The sequence below is a fragment of the Thiorhodococcus minor genome (assembly GCF_010820565.1).
GTDB lineage: Bacteria > Pseudomonadota > Gammaproteobacteria > Chromatiales > Chromatiaceae > Thiorhodococcus > Thiorhodococcus minor.
This window is the reverse complement of the sequence record NZ_JAAIJQ010000016.1, coordinates 12,318-30,569: the sequence shown is the minus strand read 5'-3', so window position 1 is coordinate 30,569 and position 18,252 is coordinate 12,318. Positions and strand designations below refer to the sequence as shown.

Genomic DNA, 18,252 nt, shown 5'->3' with positions numbered 1-18,252 from the left:
CCAAGTGATCATTGGGTTGTATCAGGAGTGATCATTGGGTTGTATCAGGGTCGAGTGAGAAACGGGCGACGTTCCCTCGGGCGCGGCTCTCCAGGTCGAACGGCTTCCCGCCAATGCTGAGCTGCGTCGCCGCCGCGTTGCCGATGACCAGCTTGTAGGGCGGCTCGCCGCTCAGCACGCGGCGATCGCCGTCACGCATTTCGCCGTTCAGCACCACCTCGCCAGCGGCATCACGAACGTCGACCCATGAGGTTGCGCTGAATTCCAGCACGACGTCGCGATTGGGCGCCGCTTCGACGACAAGCTCGGGCGCTGGCTCGCTGGGCAGGCTGGTCGCCGGGATGGTCTCGCTGGCGGCCGCCGCGGCCTCTTCGCCGCTCGGCGGCGCGGACGGCGCGCCTTGGGCGGTGCCGCTGGGGCGCAGCGGGATGGCATCGCTGGGCACGGAGACGGGGGCGCCGAAGGAATCCACGGGCGTGGCCGTCTCCTCATCGGCCGATGTCGTCTCGGGTCCGGCCTCGTCCGCGAGGATGCCTTGGGTCTGGGTCTCGACGGTGGCGGGCACCGGGGAGAGCGCGGTCATCTCGTCGTCCCCGGCATCGCGGCCTTGCCACCAGAGCCCGGCGAGACCTCCGGCGACCAGGACGAACGTCAGTCCGATCACCCAGCCCCAGACGCGGCCGCTGCCGCGCGACTGAAGATGTGTCCCCGCGGTGGATCTGACATGGGTGTCGGCGTCTGGGCGCACGGCGTTGTAGGCCCGGATAATGGGCTTCGGATCCGCGCCGAGCAGCCGGGCATAGTTGCGCAGATAGCCAGAGATGAAGACCGGACTCGGCAGCTCCTCGAACTGGTCGCGCTCCAGTGCCTCGATCACCCGCCGGTCGAGGTGCAGCTGTGCGGCGACACGCTCGGTCCCCATGTTGCGCCCTTCGCGCAGCGCGCGCAGCTGCCGACCTGGGCTCCCGTACTGCTCGATCTGATCGTCGGGTTGCGTGCTTACAGGCTGATTCATGACGAATGAGGGTCTCTAGGTGTCGCGGGTCTTGGGGGCTTGTGGGAAGTTGGCCTTGAGCACGCGCTCATAGTAGGCCGCGCGCTTGCGGTTGCCGAGCTTGCGCTCGGCGCGCGCCCCGACCTGGAGTGCCTTGTAGGAGGCGCCGGCGGTACGCAGCGTGCTGGGCTCGAAGTAGCGGTCGATATAGCCCTTGGCCGTCTTGGCGTCGCCGCGCGCCATCGCCAGCTCGGCCATCTTCACCAGAGGTGCTCCGAAGGCGGGGCTCGCCTCCATGGCCGAGCGATAGTAGCTCTCCGCCTTGGCGGTATTGCCGGCCTTGGTGGCGCAGTCGCCGGCGTTGGTCATGGCGATCCAGGGGGTTGCGTACACGGGGTTGTCGATGGCTTGGCTGAAGTAGCCATCGGCCTCGGCGTAGCTGCCCTGGCGGCACAGGAAGGAGGCGTAGGCATTGAGGATGTCCGAGCTCTTGGGCGCCAGCTTGATGGCCCGCTGGTAGTGCTTGACCGCGTCCTCGGGCTGGCGCAGCTCTTCGAGGAGGAAGGCGATCCAGATCTGGGCGCGCGGGTACTTCTTGTCCGCCTCGATCGCCTGCTGCGCGCGCCTGAAGGCGACATCGATCTGACCGCGGGCGTAGTACTCCTCGGCCATCTTGACGTAGAGCTCGGCGGGGCTGCCCTCGGGGTCGAGTCCGAGCTCCTGGTCCGCATCCTCATAGGCCTTGTCGGTCGCGCAGCCTGCGAGCGTGAGGCACAGGCCCAGCGTGAGGATCAATCGATGCGCGAGTGTGCTGGTCATGGGGCCACCATTCCGCTGTCCTGGACCACGACCCGTCCGAGCCTGCGTGTACGGTCTTGGACGCGGCCAACCAGTTGCCCGCAGGCGGCGGAGATCTCGTCGCCACGGGTCTTGCGAGTCATCGAGAAGATACCAGAGCGTGCCAGGCGCTGACGAAAGGCCTCGACGCGCTCTGGCGGCGAGGTGCCGAAGTCGCTCCCCGTGAAGGGATTGAAGGGGATCAGGTTGACCTTCGACGGCACGCCCTGGAGGAGCCGGATCAGCTGCTTGGCGTGCGTCAGGCTGTCGTTGACGCCGTCCAGCATGATGTATTCCCAGGTCACCTTGCGGCGCTTGTCGCCCGCGACATAGGCCTTGCAGGCGGGGATCAGCTCGGCGAGCGGGTACTTGCGATTGATGGGCACCAGGGCGTCGCGCAGCTCGTCCGTGGGTGCGTGCAGGGACACGGCGAGCGAGACATCGCTGACCTGGCGCAGCCGGTAGATGTTCGGCACGATGCCTGAGGTGCTGAGGGTGACGCGATGCTTGGCCAGCATGTAGGCGAGGTCGTCCTGCATGATGTCCATGGCGGCCACTGCGGCGTCGAAGTTGGCGAGCGGCTCGCCCATGCCCATCATGACGACATTGGTCGGTGCCTTACCCAGCTGGCGGGTGGCGTGCCACACCTGGCCGATGATCTCGGCGACGCCCAGGTTGCGGTTGAACCCTTGCTGTGCGGTCGCGCAGAAGGCGCAATCGAGGGCGCAGCCGACCTGCGAGGACACGCAGATGGTGCTGCGCTTGCCCTCAGGGATAAAGACGGTCTCGACGCGCTGCCCGTCCTCGAGCTCCATCACCCATTTGGTCGTCCCATCCGCGGATGGGTGGTCTTGAATGATGCGCGGCAGGCGGATCTGGGTGCGCTCGCTCAACGCGGCCCTGAGGGTCTTGGGGACATCCGTCATGGCGTCGAAGTCGACGACGCCATGTTTGTGCATCCATTTGAGCAGATTGCGTCCATGAAAGGTCTTGAAGCCAAGCTCCGCGGCCAGGGCCTCGCAGCCGGCGAGGTCCAGGTCGAGCAGGTTGGGCTTGGGGTCGATCGCAGTCATGGACGCCTCTGCGGTCTTAGCGCGTGCGCTCGCAAACGCCTTCCGGGAAGAAGAACTGGATCTCGACCGCCGCGTTCTCGGGCGAGTCGGAGCCATGGGCCGCGTTCTCGGTGAAGGAGTCGGCGAAATCGGCGCGGATGGTGCCCGGAGCCGCCTCGGCGGGATTGGTCGCGCCCATGATCTCGCGATTCTTGGCGATGGCGCCTTCGCCTTCCAGGACCTGCACCATGACTGGGCCAGAGCTCATGAAGCCGACCAGCTCGTCGAAGAAGCCCTTGCCCTGGTGAACGGCGTAGAAAGCAGATGCCTGCTCCTTGCTCATGTGCAGCATGCGCGCGGCAACGATCTTCAGACCGGCTGCCTCGAAGCGGCTCAGGATGGCGCCGATCGCGTCTTTGGCGACGGCGTTGGGCTTGATGATGGACAGGGTACGCTCAATAGCCATGCGGGCTCCTAATCTTGGGGCGTTGAGAATGACAAGGGGTTTGGGAAAGTGGCGTCGGGAGGAGATCCGCTGATATTGATGGCTAGCGCCGGCGGGGATCATCGACTTCCTAACAGGCTAACACGCAAGTGTAAAGGCAGTGTGTCGGGCGAGCAATGGCGTGTGAGGCATTCGTAAGACCGCTCGGGACCTGATGCCGCTAGGTCGCGCGCGTTGCGCCTGTCAGTCCGGCCAGCCCGCCCGCGCCACCGCGGTTGCCCGCCGCGTCGATCCAGAGATGCGACAGCCCGAGCCCCTCGAGCCAGGGGATGCCTTCACGCCCCTTGAGCATAGCGATGGTGCAGGCGCTGCCCGCGACCAGGCAGGCGTCGGCGAGCACGCTGACCGCGGCGAGCCCTTCGACCGGCCAGCCGGTCTTGGGGCTGAGGATGTGGCCGTAGCGGCGGCCGTCGATCTCCAGGCAGCGGGCGTAGTCGCCGCTGCTGGCGAGCGCGCCTCCGCTGAGCAGCAGGCCGCCGAGCAGCCGATCCGGTCGCTGCGGGTCCTGCATGCCGACTTGCCATGGGCTGCCGTCGGGGAGCGGGCCGATCACCCGAACGTCGCCCCCCAGGTTGATCAGCCCATGCCGGATGCCTGCCTCCAGGCAGATCGCGGCTGCGCGGTCCGCCGCGTACTCCTTGCCGATGCCGCCGAAATCCAGGGCCATCCCAGGGACGCGGAAACCGAGTCGCGGTCGCCGCCAGCGCACCTTGTCCCAGCCGATCCGTGCGAGCAGGCGGTCGATCTCCGCTTGCTTCGGCAGTCGGCCGGAGTCGAAGCGCCAGACTTGTCGCAGTGCGCCCGAGGTGATGTCGAAGAGCCCGTCGCTCTCCCGGTAGCAGGTCTCGGCATAGTCCAGGAGTGCCGCCGTCTCCGCATCGACCTCCAAGCTGCCGCCTTGGGCGGCCACGCGATTGATGGCCGCTGTGAGACTGTCATCCAGGTATCTGGAGTAGCGCCGCTCGAGTCGCAGCACGTCTTCCGCCGCTCGCCGACAGACGGCCTCGGCGCGTCTGGGATCGTCGCTGTAGAGCTGCAGCTCGCACGGCGAGCCCATGGCACGGAAGGCGACACGGTGCAGCTGCATCTGGCTGGGCTCAGAAGGCGAAGTCGACGCTCAGGCTGTAGATGGTGAAGCCGTAGTCGGCATAGCTGCTGTCGTCGTGGTCGTTCAGCGCGTAGTGCGACTGGCGGTCGTAGAATTCGACGCCGGCATCCAGGCGTACCTGATCCGTGATCTGCTTCGTCAGTTTGAGTGCGCCGCTGAGCGCGCCGAAGCCGGCTAGGCGATAGTCGCTGCTGTAGTAGCCGTCGGCTGGGAGATCCTCGAAATAACTCTGGTAGAAGTCCGCTTGCCCCTGGCTGTAATAGCGTAGCCTCGGGACGAGCTGCCAGCCCTGTCCGAGCGACTGGATCCAGAAGGTCTCGACCGTGTGCGCGCTAATGCCCCAGTCGTCGCGGCTGTAACGGTAGTCGAGGTGGAGGGCCGACTTGAGCCCTGGGAAGTAATGGACGTAGCGGGTCAGCAGATTCCACTGGCGACGCGCCTCGGGGCGCGATTCCTCGATCGCCTCGTTGGTGGAGAGCAGGTAGACGTTCTTGTAGGGATCGGTCAGATAGCCGCTGCTGTCGCCATAGGTGAGGTTGGCTTGGATGAAGTCGTTCTTGCTCAGGACCTGGGTCACGCCGACCAAGAGCTGATGGGTTTCCTTGTCGCCTGAGAAGTTGGTCTTGTTGAGCGGCGTGAAGGTGTCCGAGGCTAGGCTGTAGCCGACCGCCAGGGTGGTCAGCTTTTGATTCATCTCCTGGCGGAGGTCCAGACTGAAAAAGTCCGAGTCGTAGTCCTTCTCGCGCGAGAGGCCGGCGCCGAAGCTCAGGGTCGTGTCGTCCCGGTAATAGCTCAGCTTGAAATCGCCGGCCGTGCGGATGTCCTCGAAGGTGCTTTCGAGCATGACCTGACGCACACTTGAGATGCCGCAGCTCCCGTCGTTCAGGGGCGGGCGCTCGGGCGGCGGGCCGCCAGTGGAGGTCGAGCCCGAGGCCCCGCTCACGGTCCGCACCGGGGCGTCGAAGACCCTGCCGTCCTCACAACGGATCTGCGGGACGTTGTAGATGGGGGAAGCGCCGGAGATGGTGTCGCGCACGCCGTTGAGCCGGATGTCGAGCCGGTCTCCGAGCGGGACGACCAGGCTCTGGTTGAGGCTCTCGACCGTCATGCGGTCGTCGCCTTCCTCATAGTAGAAATAGCCGACCTCCCAGTCGCGCTCCTCGGGCGTGGCGGCGACGCCAGTCTGCGGCATGCCCGGCAGGGCGAGTGCCGCTGAGGTCAGCGCCGTCAGCGTCTTGCTCGGGGGCTGGTCAGTTGCAGCCACAGCCGCCACCTCCGATGCCATAGCCGCCACTGACGGCCTCTTTCGAGAAGAAGACGTGCTGCCTGAAGACTGCCTCCAGCGGGTAGGGCTCGAGCGCCATCTCTTGGCGGGCGAGGTTGCCGCGCTCCCAGGGGGCGACGTCCATGGCGCAGCCCGCGAGCGATAGCAAGGTGCCGAGTCCGCAGGGGAGCAATGCCGAGTGTCTTGAGTGCATGAGTCTTTCCTAGGGCTGCGAGAGCAGTGATTCGATCTGGGCGCGGATCTTTGGCGCGTCCGCGGATTCGAAGCCCTCGTGGATGTCTCGAATCTGCCCGCTGCGGTCGATCAGGTAGGATGTCGGCATACCTTTGACCTTGTAGAGCCTCGGGCACTTGCCCTTGGGGTCGGAGCCGATGGTGAAGCTGACGGGGTGCTTGGACAGAAAGCCCTCGGCGTCCTGGCGCTCTTCGTCGAGATTGATGGCGACGACCTCCAGCCCCTGCGCGTTCAGGTCGCGATGCATCTGCTCGATGAAGGGAAAGGACTTGGCGCAGGGGCCGCACCAAGAGGCCCAGAAATCCAGGTAGACCACCCGGCCGCGCAGCCTGGCCGGGTCTACCTGTGCATCGCCCGAGAGCGACGGGACGGCGCAGCTCGGGGCGGGCGAGCCGACATCCGCCGCCTGGGCGGAGCTGCCGCCAAGCAGGATCAGGAGTGGGAGCAAGTGGTTGAGTCTCATGGGACGTCCCTCAGCTTGTGGATGAGGCGAAGCGACTCTGTCGGCAAGTGAGCATTGCCCATGCCTCCTCCATGAGGTCCTTGGTCGTTCAGTTGGGCCTGTCGGGTGGACGAGCCCGAGCGAAGTCCGCCGAATCCCGCGTCGGCGTCGGTGGACTGCGCCGCGCTTGCCCGTCTTGCGCGAGCAGACTGACCCAAACGACAACCGACGCCTCCACGCGAGAATGGCGCCGACCCGATCGACGCCGCATTCTATCGAAGTTTCATTGCGTTGCGGGGGCTTGCCGTTCGCGGCGCCTGTAGCTGACTCACTATTTCGGGAGATTCGATGAGCCATTACGACGTGTTCAACGGCGACGCCGACGGGATTTGCGCGCTGCAGCAGCTGAGGCTCGCCGAGCCGGTCGATGCGGTCTTGGTGACTGGGGTGAAGCGCGAGATCGACCTGCTGCGTCAGGTGCCGGACGCGGCGGGCGCCTCGGTCACTGTGCTGGACATCTCCTTGGACAAGAATCGCAAGGACCTGGAGCGGCTGCTCGCGGCCGGCGCTCGCGTCCGCTATTTCGATCATCACTTCCCGGGAGACATCCCAAGCCATTCCGCGCTCAAGGTCCATATCGAGACGCTGCCGGACAAGGGCACCAGCCTGCTCGTCGACGACTACCTGAAGGGCAGCCAGCGGGCCTGGGCCGTGGTCGGCACCTTCGGCGACAACTTCGACGAATCCGCGCGCCGCGCCGCCGAGCCTCTGGGGCTGCCCGAATCCGAGATCGCCAAGCTGCGCGAGCTGGGGATCTACATCAACTACAATGGTTACGGGCCTTCGGTCGAGGACCTGCACTTCGCGCCTCAGGAGCTCTACCGACGCCTGCATCCCTACGCAGACCCGCTGGCCTTCATTGCGGAAGACGCCGCCTTTGCCGCCCTGCGCGATGGCTATGCCGAGGATATGGAGCAATCCCGCGCCGTCGCCCCTGAGCTGGATGATGCGGGTCACCGGCTCTTCGTCCTGCCGGCCGAGCCCTGGGCGCGCCGCGCCAGCGGCGTGCTCGCCAACGAGCTGGCTCAGGCGGAGCCCGAGAAGGCGCACGCCATCCTGACGCGCCTGACCCAAGGCGGATTCGTGGTCAGCGTGCGTGCCCCCATCGCCAGGCCCGAGGGCGCCGACGCCCTGTGTCGCCAGTTCCCGACCGGGGGAGGGCGCAAGGCTGCCGCTGGGATCAACGACCTCCCGGAGAGTGGCTACGACGCCTTCGTCGCCGCCTTTCGGGCCGCGTTCTGAGCTTCCGCTCCTAGCTTGCTCGCGGAGCTCTCCGAGCGCCCAGGGATTGGGCGATCGCCTCCAGCACGTACACGTCTTTGCAGGATCTGAATCATCGCTGCACACTCGGGTGTCAGCCGAACGACCGCTAGTCGGGCCCTGCAATGTCACGAGGATGCTGCCGCTGCCGCGGAGCATGATGTCACCGTGAGCCCTGGCCTTTATGTGATTTCCGGGAAACAGATTCCCCCTAGGATGGGCAAAGCGCAGCATGCCCATCGTCCAGGCGCCTGAGCGGACCTGGGTGGGCACGCCCCACAAAAGCCTTCCCCATGCGCGCCGGCGTGCCAGGGGCTTTGCCCATCCTACTGGAGGCGCTGTTCTGGGTAGGATCATTCGAGGAAATCACCTTATGGTGGCCTGGCGCCGAGGATGCGGAGCTGATCGCAAGGCGATTTCCATGGGATGAGGGTAGACAGGGCTCGCCCCGCGGCGCCATTGCCAGGGGGGTAGGGTCTGCGCCCTGGGGGACCTGTTATGATACGGCCTCCCGAACAGTTCGTGCTCGGCACCCGAGGTGCCGTTCTGCCTGCCCCTGCATGCGCAGCGCGCCGACCTGTCTGGCTCATCAAGCTTGCAGGCGCACACCCGCCAGGACTCCGCACGGCCGAGCCGGTTGGGCGTCATCACCGAAGACACAAGCGGCTCGTTTACGGCCGCAACTGCTCCATACATCAAAGTCCTCGCTGATCGAGTGCGCGCTCCGGCGCGCACCTCAACAGTTAATCAACCGCAAGTACAGCCTATGACTGATCCGAGAGACAACCTAGTTGCGACCCGGGGAATATTCTCCGGACTCCATCCCGGCATGGGAATCGCCGCCAAGGGGATGGTGGCGGCCTTCGTGATCTTTACCGTACTGAATGTCGAATTTGCCGGCAGCCTCTATAGCGCGGTCCGCAGCTGGATCGAGAACGGCCTGTCCTGGTACTACATCTCCACCGTCACCGGCATGCTCGGCGTCTGCCTCTTTCTGATGTTCTCCAGGTGGGGCTCCATCCGTCTGGGAGACGACAGCGATCGCCCGGAGTTCAGCAACTTCTCCTGGTTTGCGATGCTGTTCTCGGCGGGGGTCGGCATCGGCATCCTCTTCTTCGGCGTCGCGGAGCCGATCTTCTACTTCGACAGCTCGGGCTCATTCGGCTACCCCAACAACCCTCACGCCGACATGCAGGGCAACACGGAGATGACCGTTCAGCGCGGCGTGGACGCGCTGCGGGTGACCTTCTTTCACTGGGGATTCCACGGCTGGGCCGTCTACGTGGTGGTCGGGCTCTGCCTGGCCTATTTCGGATTCCGTAAGAAGCTCCCGCTGACCATGCGCTCGGCGCTGTATCCGCTGATCGGTGAGCGGATCTACGGCCCGATCGGCCATGCCGTCGACCTACTGGCGGTGTTCGGCACCGTCTTCGGCGTCGCCACCTCCTTGGGGCTCGGGGTCAGCCAGATGGCCACGGGCCTCAACGTGCTGTTCGGCATCGACCCCGGCGTGCCGACCCAGCTGACGCTCATCCTGGTGATCTCGCTCATTGGCACCGCATCGGCGGTCTCAGGTGTCGGCAACGGCATCCGCATCATCTCGGAATGGAACATCTGGCTGTCGATCATCCTGCTGGCCGCGTTCGTCGTGATCGGGCCCTTCGATTTCCTGATGAGCCTGTTCGTCACCTCGTTCGGAAACTACCTGTGGAATGTCGTGCCCATGGGCTTCTATGCGGCCAACGATACCGGCAACTCCGCCTGGCAGGGTGCATGGACCATCTTCTACTGGGGCTGGTGGATCTCCTGGGCGCCGTTCGTGGGCATGTTCATCGCCCGCATCTCGCGCGGCAGGACCATTCGCGAATTCATGGTCGGCGTGATGTTCGTACCGACTACCATCGCCTTCTTCTGGATCTGCATGTTCGGCGGCAATGCCATCTGGCAAGAGCTGAACGCGGTCGACGGCGCCGGCGTCATCGATACGGTCATGGCCTGGAACCTGCCGAACGCCTTGTACACCACCATCGACAACCTCGGCAGTATGTCCTGGATGGGCGATATGAGCTGGGCGGTCTGGCCGCTGTCGGCCTTGGCCACCTTCCTGCTGGCCACCTGGTTCATCACCTCATCGGACTCGGGCACCCTGGTCATCACGACCATGCTGTCCATGGGCGACGAGAACCCGCCGAAGACCTTCCGCATCATCTGGGGCATGGGCGAGGGCGTGGTTGCCGCCGTGCTGCTGGTGGCCGGTGGATTGAAGGCCTTGCAGACCGCCTCCATCGCCGCCGCCTTCCCGATCTCCTTCGTCCTGCTGGCGATGGTCTGGGGGCTGCTCAAATCCCTCAGAGAAGACCCCTCGGCCCTACCGACGCCGGAGTCAAGGATCGCCGCCGACGGTACGCGCATGGCGCAGGAGCTGAGAACCTGAAGCCTTGGAGACTGTCTGGAAATCATCGTTGAGACCCTGATGGATGGGTGTGGCGGCGATTTCAGTCGCCCACCCGTGAGGGTATCTAGGGCGGCTGAATTCGCCGCTGCGAGTTTCCAGACAGCAGCTTAGGCTCGACCAGGCTAGCTTGCATAACTCACCGGGATAGGTTGGCGGCGATGACAGCGGGTTTCGTGGGTGAATGGGGAAATGTGTCCGTAGGCCAAGACGGTGGGCAGGACTGCGGCAGCGAGCCTTTGTTCGAGATCTGCGATAACTCGCTCGATGACGACGGTGACGGCTTGACGGACTGCGACGACGGCGATTGCGCGGACTCTAGCGTCTGCCAGGAGGATCCGCCGACCCCGAGCTGCGCCTTGAAGAAGGAGGCTTGCTCGACCGGCGATGATTGCTGCTCCGGCCGCTGCAATACGTCGAAAGGGGCCTGTCTCTGAGGGTTGCTGGGCCTGAGGAGCCGATTCTTGCCAGGGATGGCGTGATCTCTCTTCGAGTACTTCGTGCCCTTCGCGACTCGAATTGCGTCGTCCAGGCCGGAATGCTGACAGTGCCGACGAGGCGCTAAGGCGGCTGAAGGATCCGCGACTCCCGCCTAGGGCTTCACCGTCACGGTATCCCCGATCTTCATCCGCTCGAACAGAAACCTGGCGTCTTTCTCGCCGACGCGCACGCAGCCGTGTGAGTCCGGGTGGCCGGGCAGCCAGCCCTCGTGCAGGAAGTAGTGGCCGTGGAACTGCATGGCGTAAGGCATCCAGGCCTGCATGCCGAGCTGGTTGGTGTAGCGTGAGGAGACCTTGTCCTCGTCCTTGCTGAGAATGGCGAACTTGCCGGTCGGCGTCGGGTAGCCTTCGGCCCCGGACGAGATCGGCCCGGTTCTGACCACCTCATCGCCTTCCGAGTAGCTGAATGCCTGCTCGCTCAGCGAGATGCTGAGCTTGCGGGCCTTTTCGGCGTCTCCCGATTCCTCCGGTGATCCGGTAGCCGCGTCGGTCGGCGCCCCGTCGGCGGTCTCCTGGGCGTCTTCATCGCCAATCGGCGCGCCGTCTTCCGCCGTCACAGGTCCCTCGGTCTTGGCCTCGGGCGCTGGCAGATCTTTGGCCAGGTCCGTTGGCGCATGCGCACAAGCGGCTAGAAAGAAGCCGGCCCAGATCGTTAGCAAGATGCGGGGGATGCGTCGAGGCATTTGCACGTCTCCCGGCTGACGTTTCTCAGGGCTCCGTGACCAGGATTCGGCCCATGCCGGGGCCGAGCTCGAAGTCGAAGGGTGTCGGGAGATAATCCATCGGCCACTCAGGGGAGGCGTCGATGAGCGGTCCCTGTCCCTCGATGTGGCGGTAGAGGTCCTCCACATAGAAATGCTGGCGGCTCCAGGGGTCCTTGTTGAGCGCGAGCAGGGCCTCGCCCTTGCCGCGAGGGTGCTTCTTGTGGAGCAGCAGGACCGCTGGATTCGAGGTGTCCAGCCGCCTGATCGGCCCCTCGCTCTGAAAGACGGGATAGGTGTCCTTGATCCGGTTGATCTGGGCGATGTAATGGGTCAGGTCGACATTGACCCCTTCCCATTGGTCGGGCTGCGTATTGACGACGTCGAGCCGGCTGCGGAACCCATACTCGAAACCGATCGGGATCATGACCCCCGAGGAGAAGAGGGCGGCGAAGAGGTAGCGTTGCCGCATGGCGTCGGCGTTGTCGCCGGACTCGCAGTAGAGCCGCTCGGTGTCGTGGCTCTCGGGGAAGCTGATGGAGGGGGCGACCTCGCGGGTGAGGCTGTATTGATCGAGCAGCCAGTCGCCCTCGAAATCCCACCATTTCGAGCTATTGAAGATGGCATCGAACCCGGCGCGGGCCGTTGCCGCGGTCTGCTCGGGCGAGCAGCCGAGCGTTTCGGCGATGAAGACGGTCTCTGGGTGACGCTTGCGGACCCGGCTGATGAGCTTCTGCCAGACGTCGTTGGGGATCTGGTAGGCGGCGTCGCAGCGGAAGCCGCGGAAGCCGAGGTCGACGAGATATTCGATCAGCTCGACGCAATAGTCCTGGAGCCCCTCGCGGTCCGGCGAATGCTCGTGATCGAACTGCGCGAGGTCGTACCAAACGACCTTGGTGCCGTCCGCCTCCAAGCAGAAGGGGTTGGCGACCTTGCTGCCATGCCGCACGAACCACTCCGGATACTCCTTGACCAGCTTGGAATCCACCGCGCAGTGGTTGATGACCAGGTCGATCATCATGGATAGGCCATGCGACTTGGCCGTTTCGACCATGGCGCGAACCTGATCCTCTGGCGAGACTCGGGCGCGTGGGCGCAGGAAGTCCTTGTTGATCGCGAAATAGTCGGCGATGGAGTAGAGGCTGGCGGAGCGTCCCGTCTTCTGGATGGGGTTGACGAACACCCAGTCGAGCCCCATCGAAGCGGCCCGTTCCAGGTGCGGCCCCCAGTCGGAGAAACGGCCGGCGAGACGGGGGAAGAGATTGTAGATCTTCATCGGGCGAATGAGTCCTTGCCGCGAGCGTTCGCAGCGCCAGCCAAAACCGGATGACACCTGAAGCAACCGCGACCTCTCGAGGTCGGCCTACTGGCTGTCATCGAAATGCCCGGGAGACGCGAGCGCAGCGCGGCCCAGGTCTGAGCCTGAGGTGGGTCAAGCGTTTCGGATGTAGTCGTAGATATTCAAATAATCCTGGCCCGGTCGATTCCAAGAGAAGTCCGAGCGCATGGCGTTGCGGATCAGATCGCGGAAGTGCTCGGGGAAGTCGTGATAGCAGTCGATGGCGCGTCCGAGCGCGGACTCCAGGCCGGCGTTGTCATAGTCGTTGAAGACATAGCCGTTGCGCTCGTCGAGGGGGCGCAAGGAGTGGTCCTTGTCGAGCACTGTGTCCGCCAGTCCGCCGACCGCGCGCACCACGGGGATGGTGCCATAGCGCAGCGAGATCAGCTGGGTGAGTCCGCAAGGCTCGAACTGGCTCGGCACCAGCATCATGTCGGCGCCGGCGTAGATGAGGTGGGAGAGATCCTCGTCGAAGCCGATCTCGAGATGACAGTCGGGGCTGTCGTTGAGCATGTGCTTCAGGCCCCAGAAGTCGGCATTGATGCCCTCGTCGGGACTCGAGCCCAGCAGCACGAATTGAGCACCGCGCTCCAGGGTGTAGAAGATCGCGTGTCGCACCAGATCCAGGCCCTTTTGCGGGTCGAGCCGGCCGATGAAGGCAACCATGGCCTTCTCGTTGTCGGCCAGCATCAGACGGTGGCGCAGCGCGCGCTTGTTGTCGTACTTGCGGTCGATGGAGTCGACGCCGTATCGGACGGGGATGTGGTGGTCGATCTCCGGGTTCCAGACGTCGTAATCGACCCCATTGACCACGCCGCCATACTTGACCTGATGCGTGTGCAGCGTCGGCTCCAGGCCGAAGCCTTGACCCTGGTCCTTGGTCTCGAAGGCGTAGCGCGGCGATACCGTGGTGATGAAGTTGGAGTAGACGATGCCGCCCTTGAGCAGGTTGAGCGCCTGCGGGTAGCGCTGATCGCCGAGGCGCTCGTGGGCGAAGTAGCGCTCCGGGTGATTCAGCCCGGTCGCGCGCAGCAGCTCACCGCCCGCGACGCCCTGGTGCGCGAAGTTGTGGATGGTGAGGCAGGCGCGCGGATGCGTCATGCCCAGGCTCTGGTAGATCTCGTAGAGGAAGACCGGTACCAGCGCCGTCTGCCAGTCGTGACAGTGGATGATGTCAGGCTGCTTGCCCGCCTTCCACAAGAACTCGATGGCCGCCCGCGAGAAGAAGGCGTACCTGAGGATGTCGTCACGGAAGCCGTAGATGTTGGGTCGGTCGAAGAAATTGTCCTGGGAGTGGGGCTCGATGAAGAAGCACTTGCGCCCATGCACAAAGCCGAAGAGCACGGTGCAATGGACGGCGCCCTCGTACCAGGGCACCCAGAGATCCTTGTAGACCTCATGCAGCTCGTAGATGTTCTCGTAGCGCAGCGAGGCGTACTTGGGGAGGATGATCTCGACATGGTTGCCGCGGATCGCCAGCTCGCGCGATAGCCCGAAGACCACGTCCGCCAGCCCTCCTACCTTGGCCACGGTCGCCAGCTCGGGCGTGATGTGGACGATGAAGAGGCTGGGGCGAGCGGGTGCCTGTGGCGGCGGTGGCTCGTGTACGATTTCTGGCTCTGGCTCTGGCTCTGGCTCTGGCTCTGGCTCTGGCTCTGGCTCTGGCTCTGGCTCTGGCTCTGGCTCTGGCGGCGGGGCGGACTCTGACGGCGGGGCCAGCTCCTGAGCCTCTGCTACCTGGGCTTCCTGTGCCGCCGGCTCCTCTGGAGCTGCCTCCATCATGCTGGCTGTGGACTCGCTCGGTGCCTCGGCGCGCGGCGTTTCGGCGACCTGCTCCAGTTGCTCGCTTGGCTCCGGAGGCTCGGTCTGGCGATCTGCGGGGACGGATAAGGCTGCCTCCGCGAGAGGCACTGACTCATGCGGTACCGATGACGAAGGCTCTGGTGCAGGCTCGAGAGTGGGGGTTGGCGTGGGCTTGGCCGCCCTGGATTCCGCGCTCTGCGCCGTGCGGGCCTTCTTCTTGACCGTCGTACCCTTTCCCGCCGATGCTTTTGGGGGCGAGGCCGGTGGCCGCCGCGTCCCCTTGCCAACCACCCTGGTCTTGGGCTTCGAGGTCGATGCGGGGATGCCTTCTCCGGGCTCGGCGGCCTTCGTGGCCCGCTTGGTTGTCGGCGTTGACTCTTTGGATCCAGTCGGCTTTTTCGCCATTCGCAGATGTCCTACAGCGCTGAGGTGTCAGTAAGGGCCATGGCTCACAGCCCCATTCTGCCACGAAGGGCCTCGGGGGTCTGCGTGCTGCGTGATCGCTGCCTTTATGGCGGAGACGCCAGCCCCGTCGGGTCAGGGGGCTGGCGCTCGGCGGCCCTAGTCGTGCATGCCCCTGGTGTTGAAGGCGACGTTCCAATGCTCATCGCCGCCGTCCACCGGGAATGCGGTCAGCTCGAGCGTGCCGACCTCGGTGACGGCGGCCTGCAGGCGCACGGCCACGACCTCGCCGGGCTTGCGGCTCTTTCCGCTCAGCGTGGTCTGGATCTCGTCGAGCTCTTCAAGCTCGTCCTCCGCCCATTCTTCCAGCAGCTCGCCGACGTGATCCTCGCGCCGCACGCTGGAGCTGAAGAAGCGGAAGCGCACGGGCTCGCCCACGACCAGGCCGAACTCCTGCGGCGGCGCGACCGGCTCCGAGCCCTCCTCCAGGCCGAAGGGGACCAGGCAGAGCGCCTGCAGCTCCGGCTCCATGCCGGGGACGGCGGGCATGGCGCTCTCGACGCCCACGTAATAGGTGTGGGAGGTGCCGCCGCGGATGCGCACGCCGCCGTGACGGCGGACATGGGCATAGAAGGCGGCCCCCTTGGAGACCGCCAGGTCCAGATCCTGAGCCTCGAGCAATCTGGCGGCGGGCGCATCATCGGCCGCCAGCCATTCGTTGATGACCTGGATGACACGGTCTTGGAGGATGCGGGCCTTGAAGACGCCGCCGTTGAAGAGCACTGCCGTGGGTCTCAGGAAGCGCGCGTCCGCGGGCCGGTCGGCGAAGCCGGACAGATCCTGGGTCGCGCCCGTCTGGCGTCCCAGGAAGGCCGCCAGATGACGGGTTACGCCCGGATCCTGCGCATAGGGCAGGCCAACCTTGGTCAGGGCGCCACGGGGGCGGCTCGTGGGTCGCGCGCTGGCCTCGACGGACGGGAAGAAGCCCTCGATCAGTGTGGTCTGGACCTCTTCCCGGGTCAGCTCGGTGCGGATGCTGCCGCCGATGAGGCGCGAGCCGCGGCTGGGCACGACGACGGGAACGCTCTCCAGGTCGGCATCCGCGAGCAGCGTCTCCTTGGCGTGGCGGCAGCCGTGCGTCAGGGCTTGCAGCTGCCAGCGGTCCAGCTCGACACCCGTCTTCGCCAGCTTGCCTTTGAGGACATAGGCGAGCGCCAGGTCCATGTTGTCGCCGCCGAGCAGGATGTGCTCGCCCACGGCCACGCGGGTCAGCTCCAGGGCGCCGTCGCTCTCGGTGACAGCGATGAGCGAGAGGTCCGTGGTCCCGCCGCCGACGTCGACCACCAGGATGACGTCGCCCACGCGGACCTGATTGCGCCAGTCTCCGCGACTGTCGTTGACCCAGCTGTAGAGTGCGGCCTGCGGCTCTTCCAGCAGCACTAGGTGCTCGATGCCGATCGCCTTGGCGGCCTCGGCCGTCAGCTCGCGCGCGGCCGGATCGAAGGACGCGGGCACAGTCACCGTGACCTCCTGACGGGCCAGCGGATCATAGGGATGCACCCCGTTCCAGGCGTTGCGCAGGTGAGCCAGGTAATCAATGCTCGCCTCGAATGGCGAGAGCTGCGGGACCTCTTCGGGCGCGCCTGCGGGCAGGATGGGGGCCTTGCGGTCGACGTCCGGGTGGCAAAGCCAGCTCTTGGCGCTGGAGACCAGGCGGATCGGGGTCGTGCTGCCCTGCTTGCGCGCCAGCTCGCCGCCGATGCGGGTGGTATTGCTCTCCCAGGGCAGGCCGAGGTCACTGGTCTTGAATTCGTCCTGATGCGGCAGGTAGAGGAAGGATGGCAGCAAGGGGCGCGTTTCGACCGCGCCAGCCGAGACCAGCTGGGGGATCGGCAGCATGGCCTGGGCGATGTCCTCACCCTCGCACTTCTCCGACTCGACGAAGGAGAGGGCGCAGTGCGTGGTGCCCAGGTCGATGCCGACGGCGAAACGGGCAGCGCTCACAGCTCTACCTCCGCGGCGGCCAGGACCTTGAGATCATGCCCGCTGGTCACCTTCGGCAGGCGGGTGTCGACGACGCGCCAGCCGCGATGCACCAGTGCCCCGGTGAACGGCGGATCTCCGACCACATGCCCGGTCGGGCGTACCGAGGCCGCGTCGAATCCTGGCTGGAGCGTCACGCGGCTGCCCTCAGGCTCATCGCGAACCGGGGCGATCTCGAGATAGTCCGCGATCACCTGCTTGCAGCCCTGATGGACGACACGGGCCGCGGCGCCGACTTCTTGGTCCGAGTAGCCCTTGATGTCCTCTTGAAGGAAATCGACGAAACGGCCTTCCTTTTGAAAGAGTCCGAGCAGCAGCAAGGCGGCGTCGGGTGCGGCGGTTGCGAGCGGCGCAGCGGCAGGTGCGGCCGGTCGCGCTGTGTGCGGCGCGGCTCCTGCCTTGAGCAGCGAGTCGACGGAGCTTGCGAGCTGCGGATCCTTGAAGATGCGCTTGAAGCTCGTGAAAGCGATGGAGGCCCTCCGAAAAAAGGACGGCGCCGATGATGACATGGAAGCGCTCCTCATCGTAATGGAGACGAATGCAGGGATGGTTGACGGCTGGGTGTGGAAGTCTCGCAACGCCGAGCGCGCAGATCCAGATAACGGCGAATCTCTCGAGCGCGGCTCGCGGGCGCCGCTATTGTAAGGCGGAGTGGCGAGCGTGACATAATGCCTTCGTCGACGGGAGATGCTCCCACCCGCTCAGCTCTGAAATTGCCTCTGCCATGACCGCCGAGATCCACGACCAGCCAACCCCCCAACAGCGGCACGACATGATCGCCATCGCTGCCTACTATCTCGCCGAGCAGCGCGGATTCGCGCCTGGAGGCGCCGACAAGGATTGGCTGGAGGCGGAGGCGACGATCGACGCCATGATTGCCGACCATTTGCTGTCGCGGACGACAGCGCTCGAGGCCGGTCGGCGCCTCATTCGCAACGCCCTCGTGCTGTCCGACACGGACTAGGCCGGCGCCCGCCTTTGGCGTTCGCGGGATCCTCAAAAAACGGCCGGGCAAAAAAAAGCGCGACAAGAGTCGCGCTTGAATAAATACCACCAAAGGAGGATGGAGGAGTGCACTGAAGCGAAGTGCTTCAGTACATCAACAGTTTCTTATGAAGCTCTGAAGCTGTCAACCCCGCCGGTTTCGAAACCAAAGGCGCGGCCATCGTTTCTACCAATCATCTTGATCGGCCCTCGCTCGTTCTTGCGACGAAGGCGTTTTCTCGGCATCCATG

Annotated in this window: 16 protein-coding genes; 3 read left to right on the top strand and 13 right to left on the bottom strand. The window is 65.2% G+C overall.

The genetic code is table 11. The features are described 5' to 3' along the window. Positions 1-31 precede the first annotated feature (31 nt). The 8 genes from G3446_RS07410 to G3446_RS07375 form a co-directional block, all read right to left on the bottom strand. On the bottom strand, positions 32-1,015 hold the full coding sequence (locus tag G3446_RS07410) for a RodZ domain-containing protein (RefSeq protein ID WP_164452194.1): 984 nt from the start codon (positions 1,013-1,015) through the stop codon (positions 32-34). A 15-nt stretch (positions 1,016-1,030) separates the two neighbouring features. Then, positions 1,031-1,813, bottom strand: a complete 783-nt coding sequence (gene pilW / locus G3446_RS07405) for a type IV pilus biogenesis/stability protein PilW (protein WP_164452193.1) — start codon at positions 1,811-1,813, stop codon at positions 1,031-1,033. Continuing rightward, a complete protein-coding gene (gene rlmN / locus G3446_RS07400; protein WP_164452192.1) occupies positions 1,810-2,904 on the bottom strand; it encodes a dual-specificity RNA methyltransferase RlmN in 1,095 nt (364 codons plus the stop codon). Before rlmN ends, pilW begins: the two co-directional genes overlap by 4 nt. Before the next feature lie 16 nt (positions 2,905-2,920). Next, positions 2,921-3,349, bottom strand: coding sequence for a nucleoside-diphosphate kinase (gene ndk / locus G3446_RS07395; protein WP_164452191.1), 429 nt, complete (start codon positions 3,347-3,349; stop codon positions 2,921-2,923). 199 nt (positions 3,350-3,548) lie between these two features. Next, positions 3,549-4,475 carry an FAD:protein FMN transferase gene (locus G3446_RS07390; RefSeq protein ID WP_164452190.1) on the bottom strand — a complete coding sequence of 309 codons (927 nt, stop codon included), beginning with the start codon at positions 4,473-4,475 and terminating at the stop codon, positions 3,549-3,551. Between the two features lie 10 nt (positions 4,476-4,485). Further along, positions 4,486-5,760: a DUF3570 domain-containing protein gene (locus tag G3446_RS07385; protein WP_164452189.1), complete on the bottom strand. Its 1,275-nt coding sequence runs from the start codon at positions 5,758-5,760 to the stop codon at positions 4,486-4,488. Then, on the bottom strand, positions 5,747-5,974 hold the full coding sequence (locus G3446_RS07380; RefSeq protein WP_164452188.1) for a DUF4266 domain-containing protein: 228 nt from the start codon (positions 5,972-5,974) through the stop codon (positions 5,747-5,749). Before G3446_RS07380 ends, G3446_RS07385 begins: the two co-directional genes overlap by 14 nt. 9 nt (positions 5,975-5,983) lie before the next feature. Beyond that, positions 5,984-6,478 (bottom strand): TlpA family protein disulfide reductase, encoded by a 495-nt coding sequence (locus G3446_RS07375; RefSeq protein WP_164452187.1) that lies wholly within the window; start codon positions 6,476-6,478, stop codon positions 5,984-5,986. A gap of 327 nt (positions 6,479-6,805) precedes the next feature. Here G3446_RS07375 and G3446_RS07370 point away from each other — a divergent pair, with 327 nt between their 5' ends. Beyond that, the gene (locus G3446_RS07370; protein WP_164452186.1) at positions 6,806-7,759 is read left to right on the top strand and encodes an acetyltransferase; all 954 of its coding nucleotides are present in this window, start codon (positions 6,806-6,808) and stop codon (positions 7,757-7,759) included. A gap of 784 nt (positions 7,760-8,543) precedes the next feature. Next, complete coding sequence (locus G3446_RS07365; protein ID WP_164452185.1) at positions 8,544-10,211, top strand: BCCT family transporter; 1,668 nt, start codon at positions 8,544-8,546, stop codon at positions 10,209-10,211. A 610-nt stretch (positions 10,212-10,821) separates the two neighbouring features. On the opposite strand, the gene G3446_RS07360 is transcribed toward G3446_RS07365, so the two are convergent. The 5 genes from G3446_RS07360 to G3446_RS07340 form a co-directional block, all read right to left on the bottom strand. Continuing rightward, positions 10,822-11,412: a L,D-transpeptidase gene (locus G3446_RS07360; RefSeq protein ID WP_164452184.1), complete on the bottom strand. Its 591-nt coding sequence runs from the start codon at positions 11,410-11,412 to the stop codon at positions 10,822-10,824. 25 nt (positions 11,413-11,437) lie between these two features. Next, complete coding sequence (locus G3446_RS07355) at positions 11,438-12,706, bottom strand: alpha-amylase family glycosyl hydrolase (RefSeq protein ID WP_164452183.1); 1,269 nt, start codon at positions 12,704-12,706, stop codon at positions 11,438-11,440. Between the two features lie 156 nt (positions 12,707-12,862). Next, positions 12,863-14,977, bottom strand: a complete 2,115-nt coding sequence (locus G3446_RS07350; protein ID WP_164452182.1) for a glycogen synthase — start codon at positions 14,975-14,977, stop codon at positions 12,863-12,865. Positions 14,978-15,133: 156 nt separating this feature from the next. Next, positions 15,134-16,978, bottom strand: a complete 1,845-nt coding sequence (locus tag G3446_RS07345; protein ID WP_164452181.1) for an Hsp70 family protein — start codon at positions 16,976-16,978, stop codon at positions 15,134-15,136. Then, the gene (locus G3446_RS07340; protein WP_164452180.1) at positions 16,975-17,526 is read right to left on the bottom strand and encodes a DUF2760 domain-containing protein; all 552 of its coding nucleotides are present in this window, start codon (positions 17,524-17,526) and stop codon (positions 16,975-16,977) included. The genes G3446_RS07345 and G3446_RS07340 overlap by 4 nt, the downstream gene beginning before the upstream one ends. A 215-nt stretch (positions 17,527-17,741) precedes the next feature. Here G3446_RS07340 and G3446_RS07335 point away from each other — a divergent pair, with 215 nt between their 5' ends. Continuing rightward, entirely contained in the window at positions 17,742-17,981 is a 240-nt protein-coding gene (locus tag G3446_RS07335) for a DUF2934 domain-containing protein (protein ID WP_164452179.1), read from the top strand. The last annotated feature ends 271 nt before the right edge of the window (positions 17,982-18,252 follow it).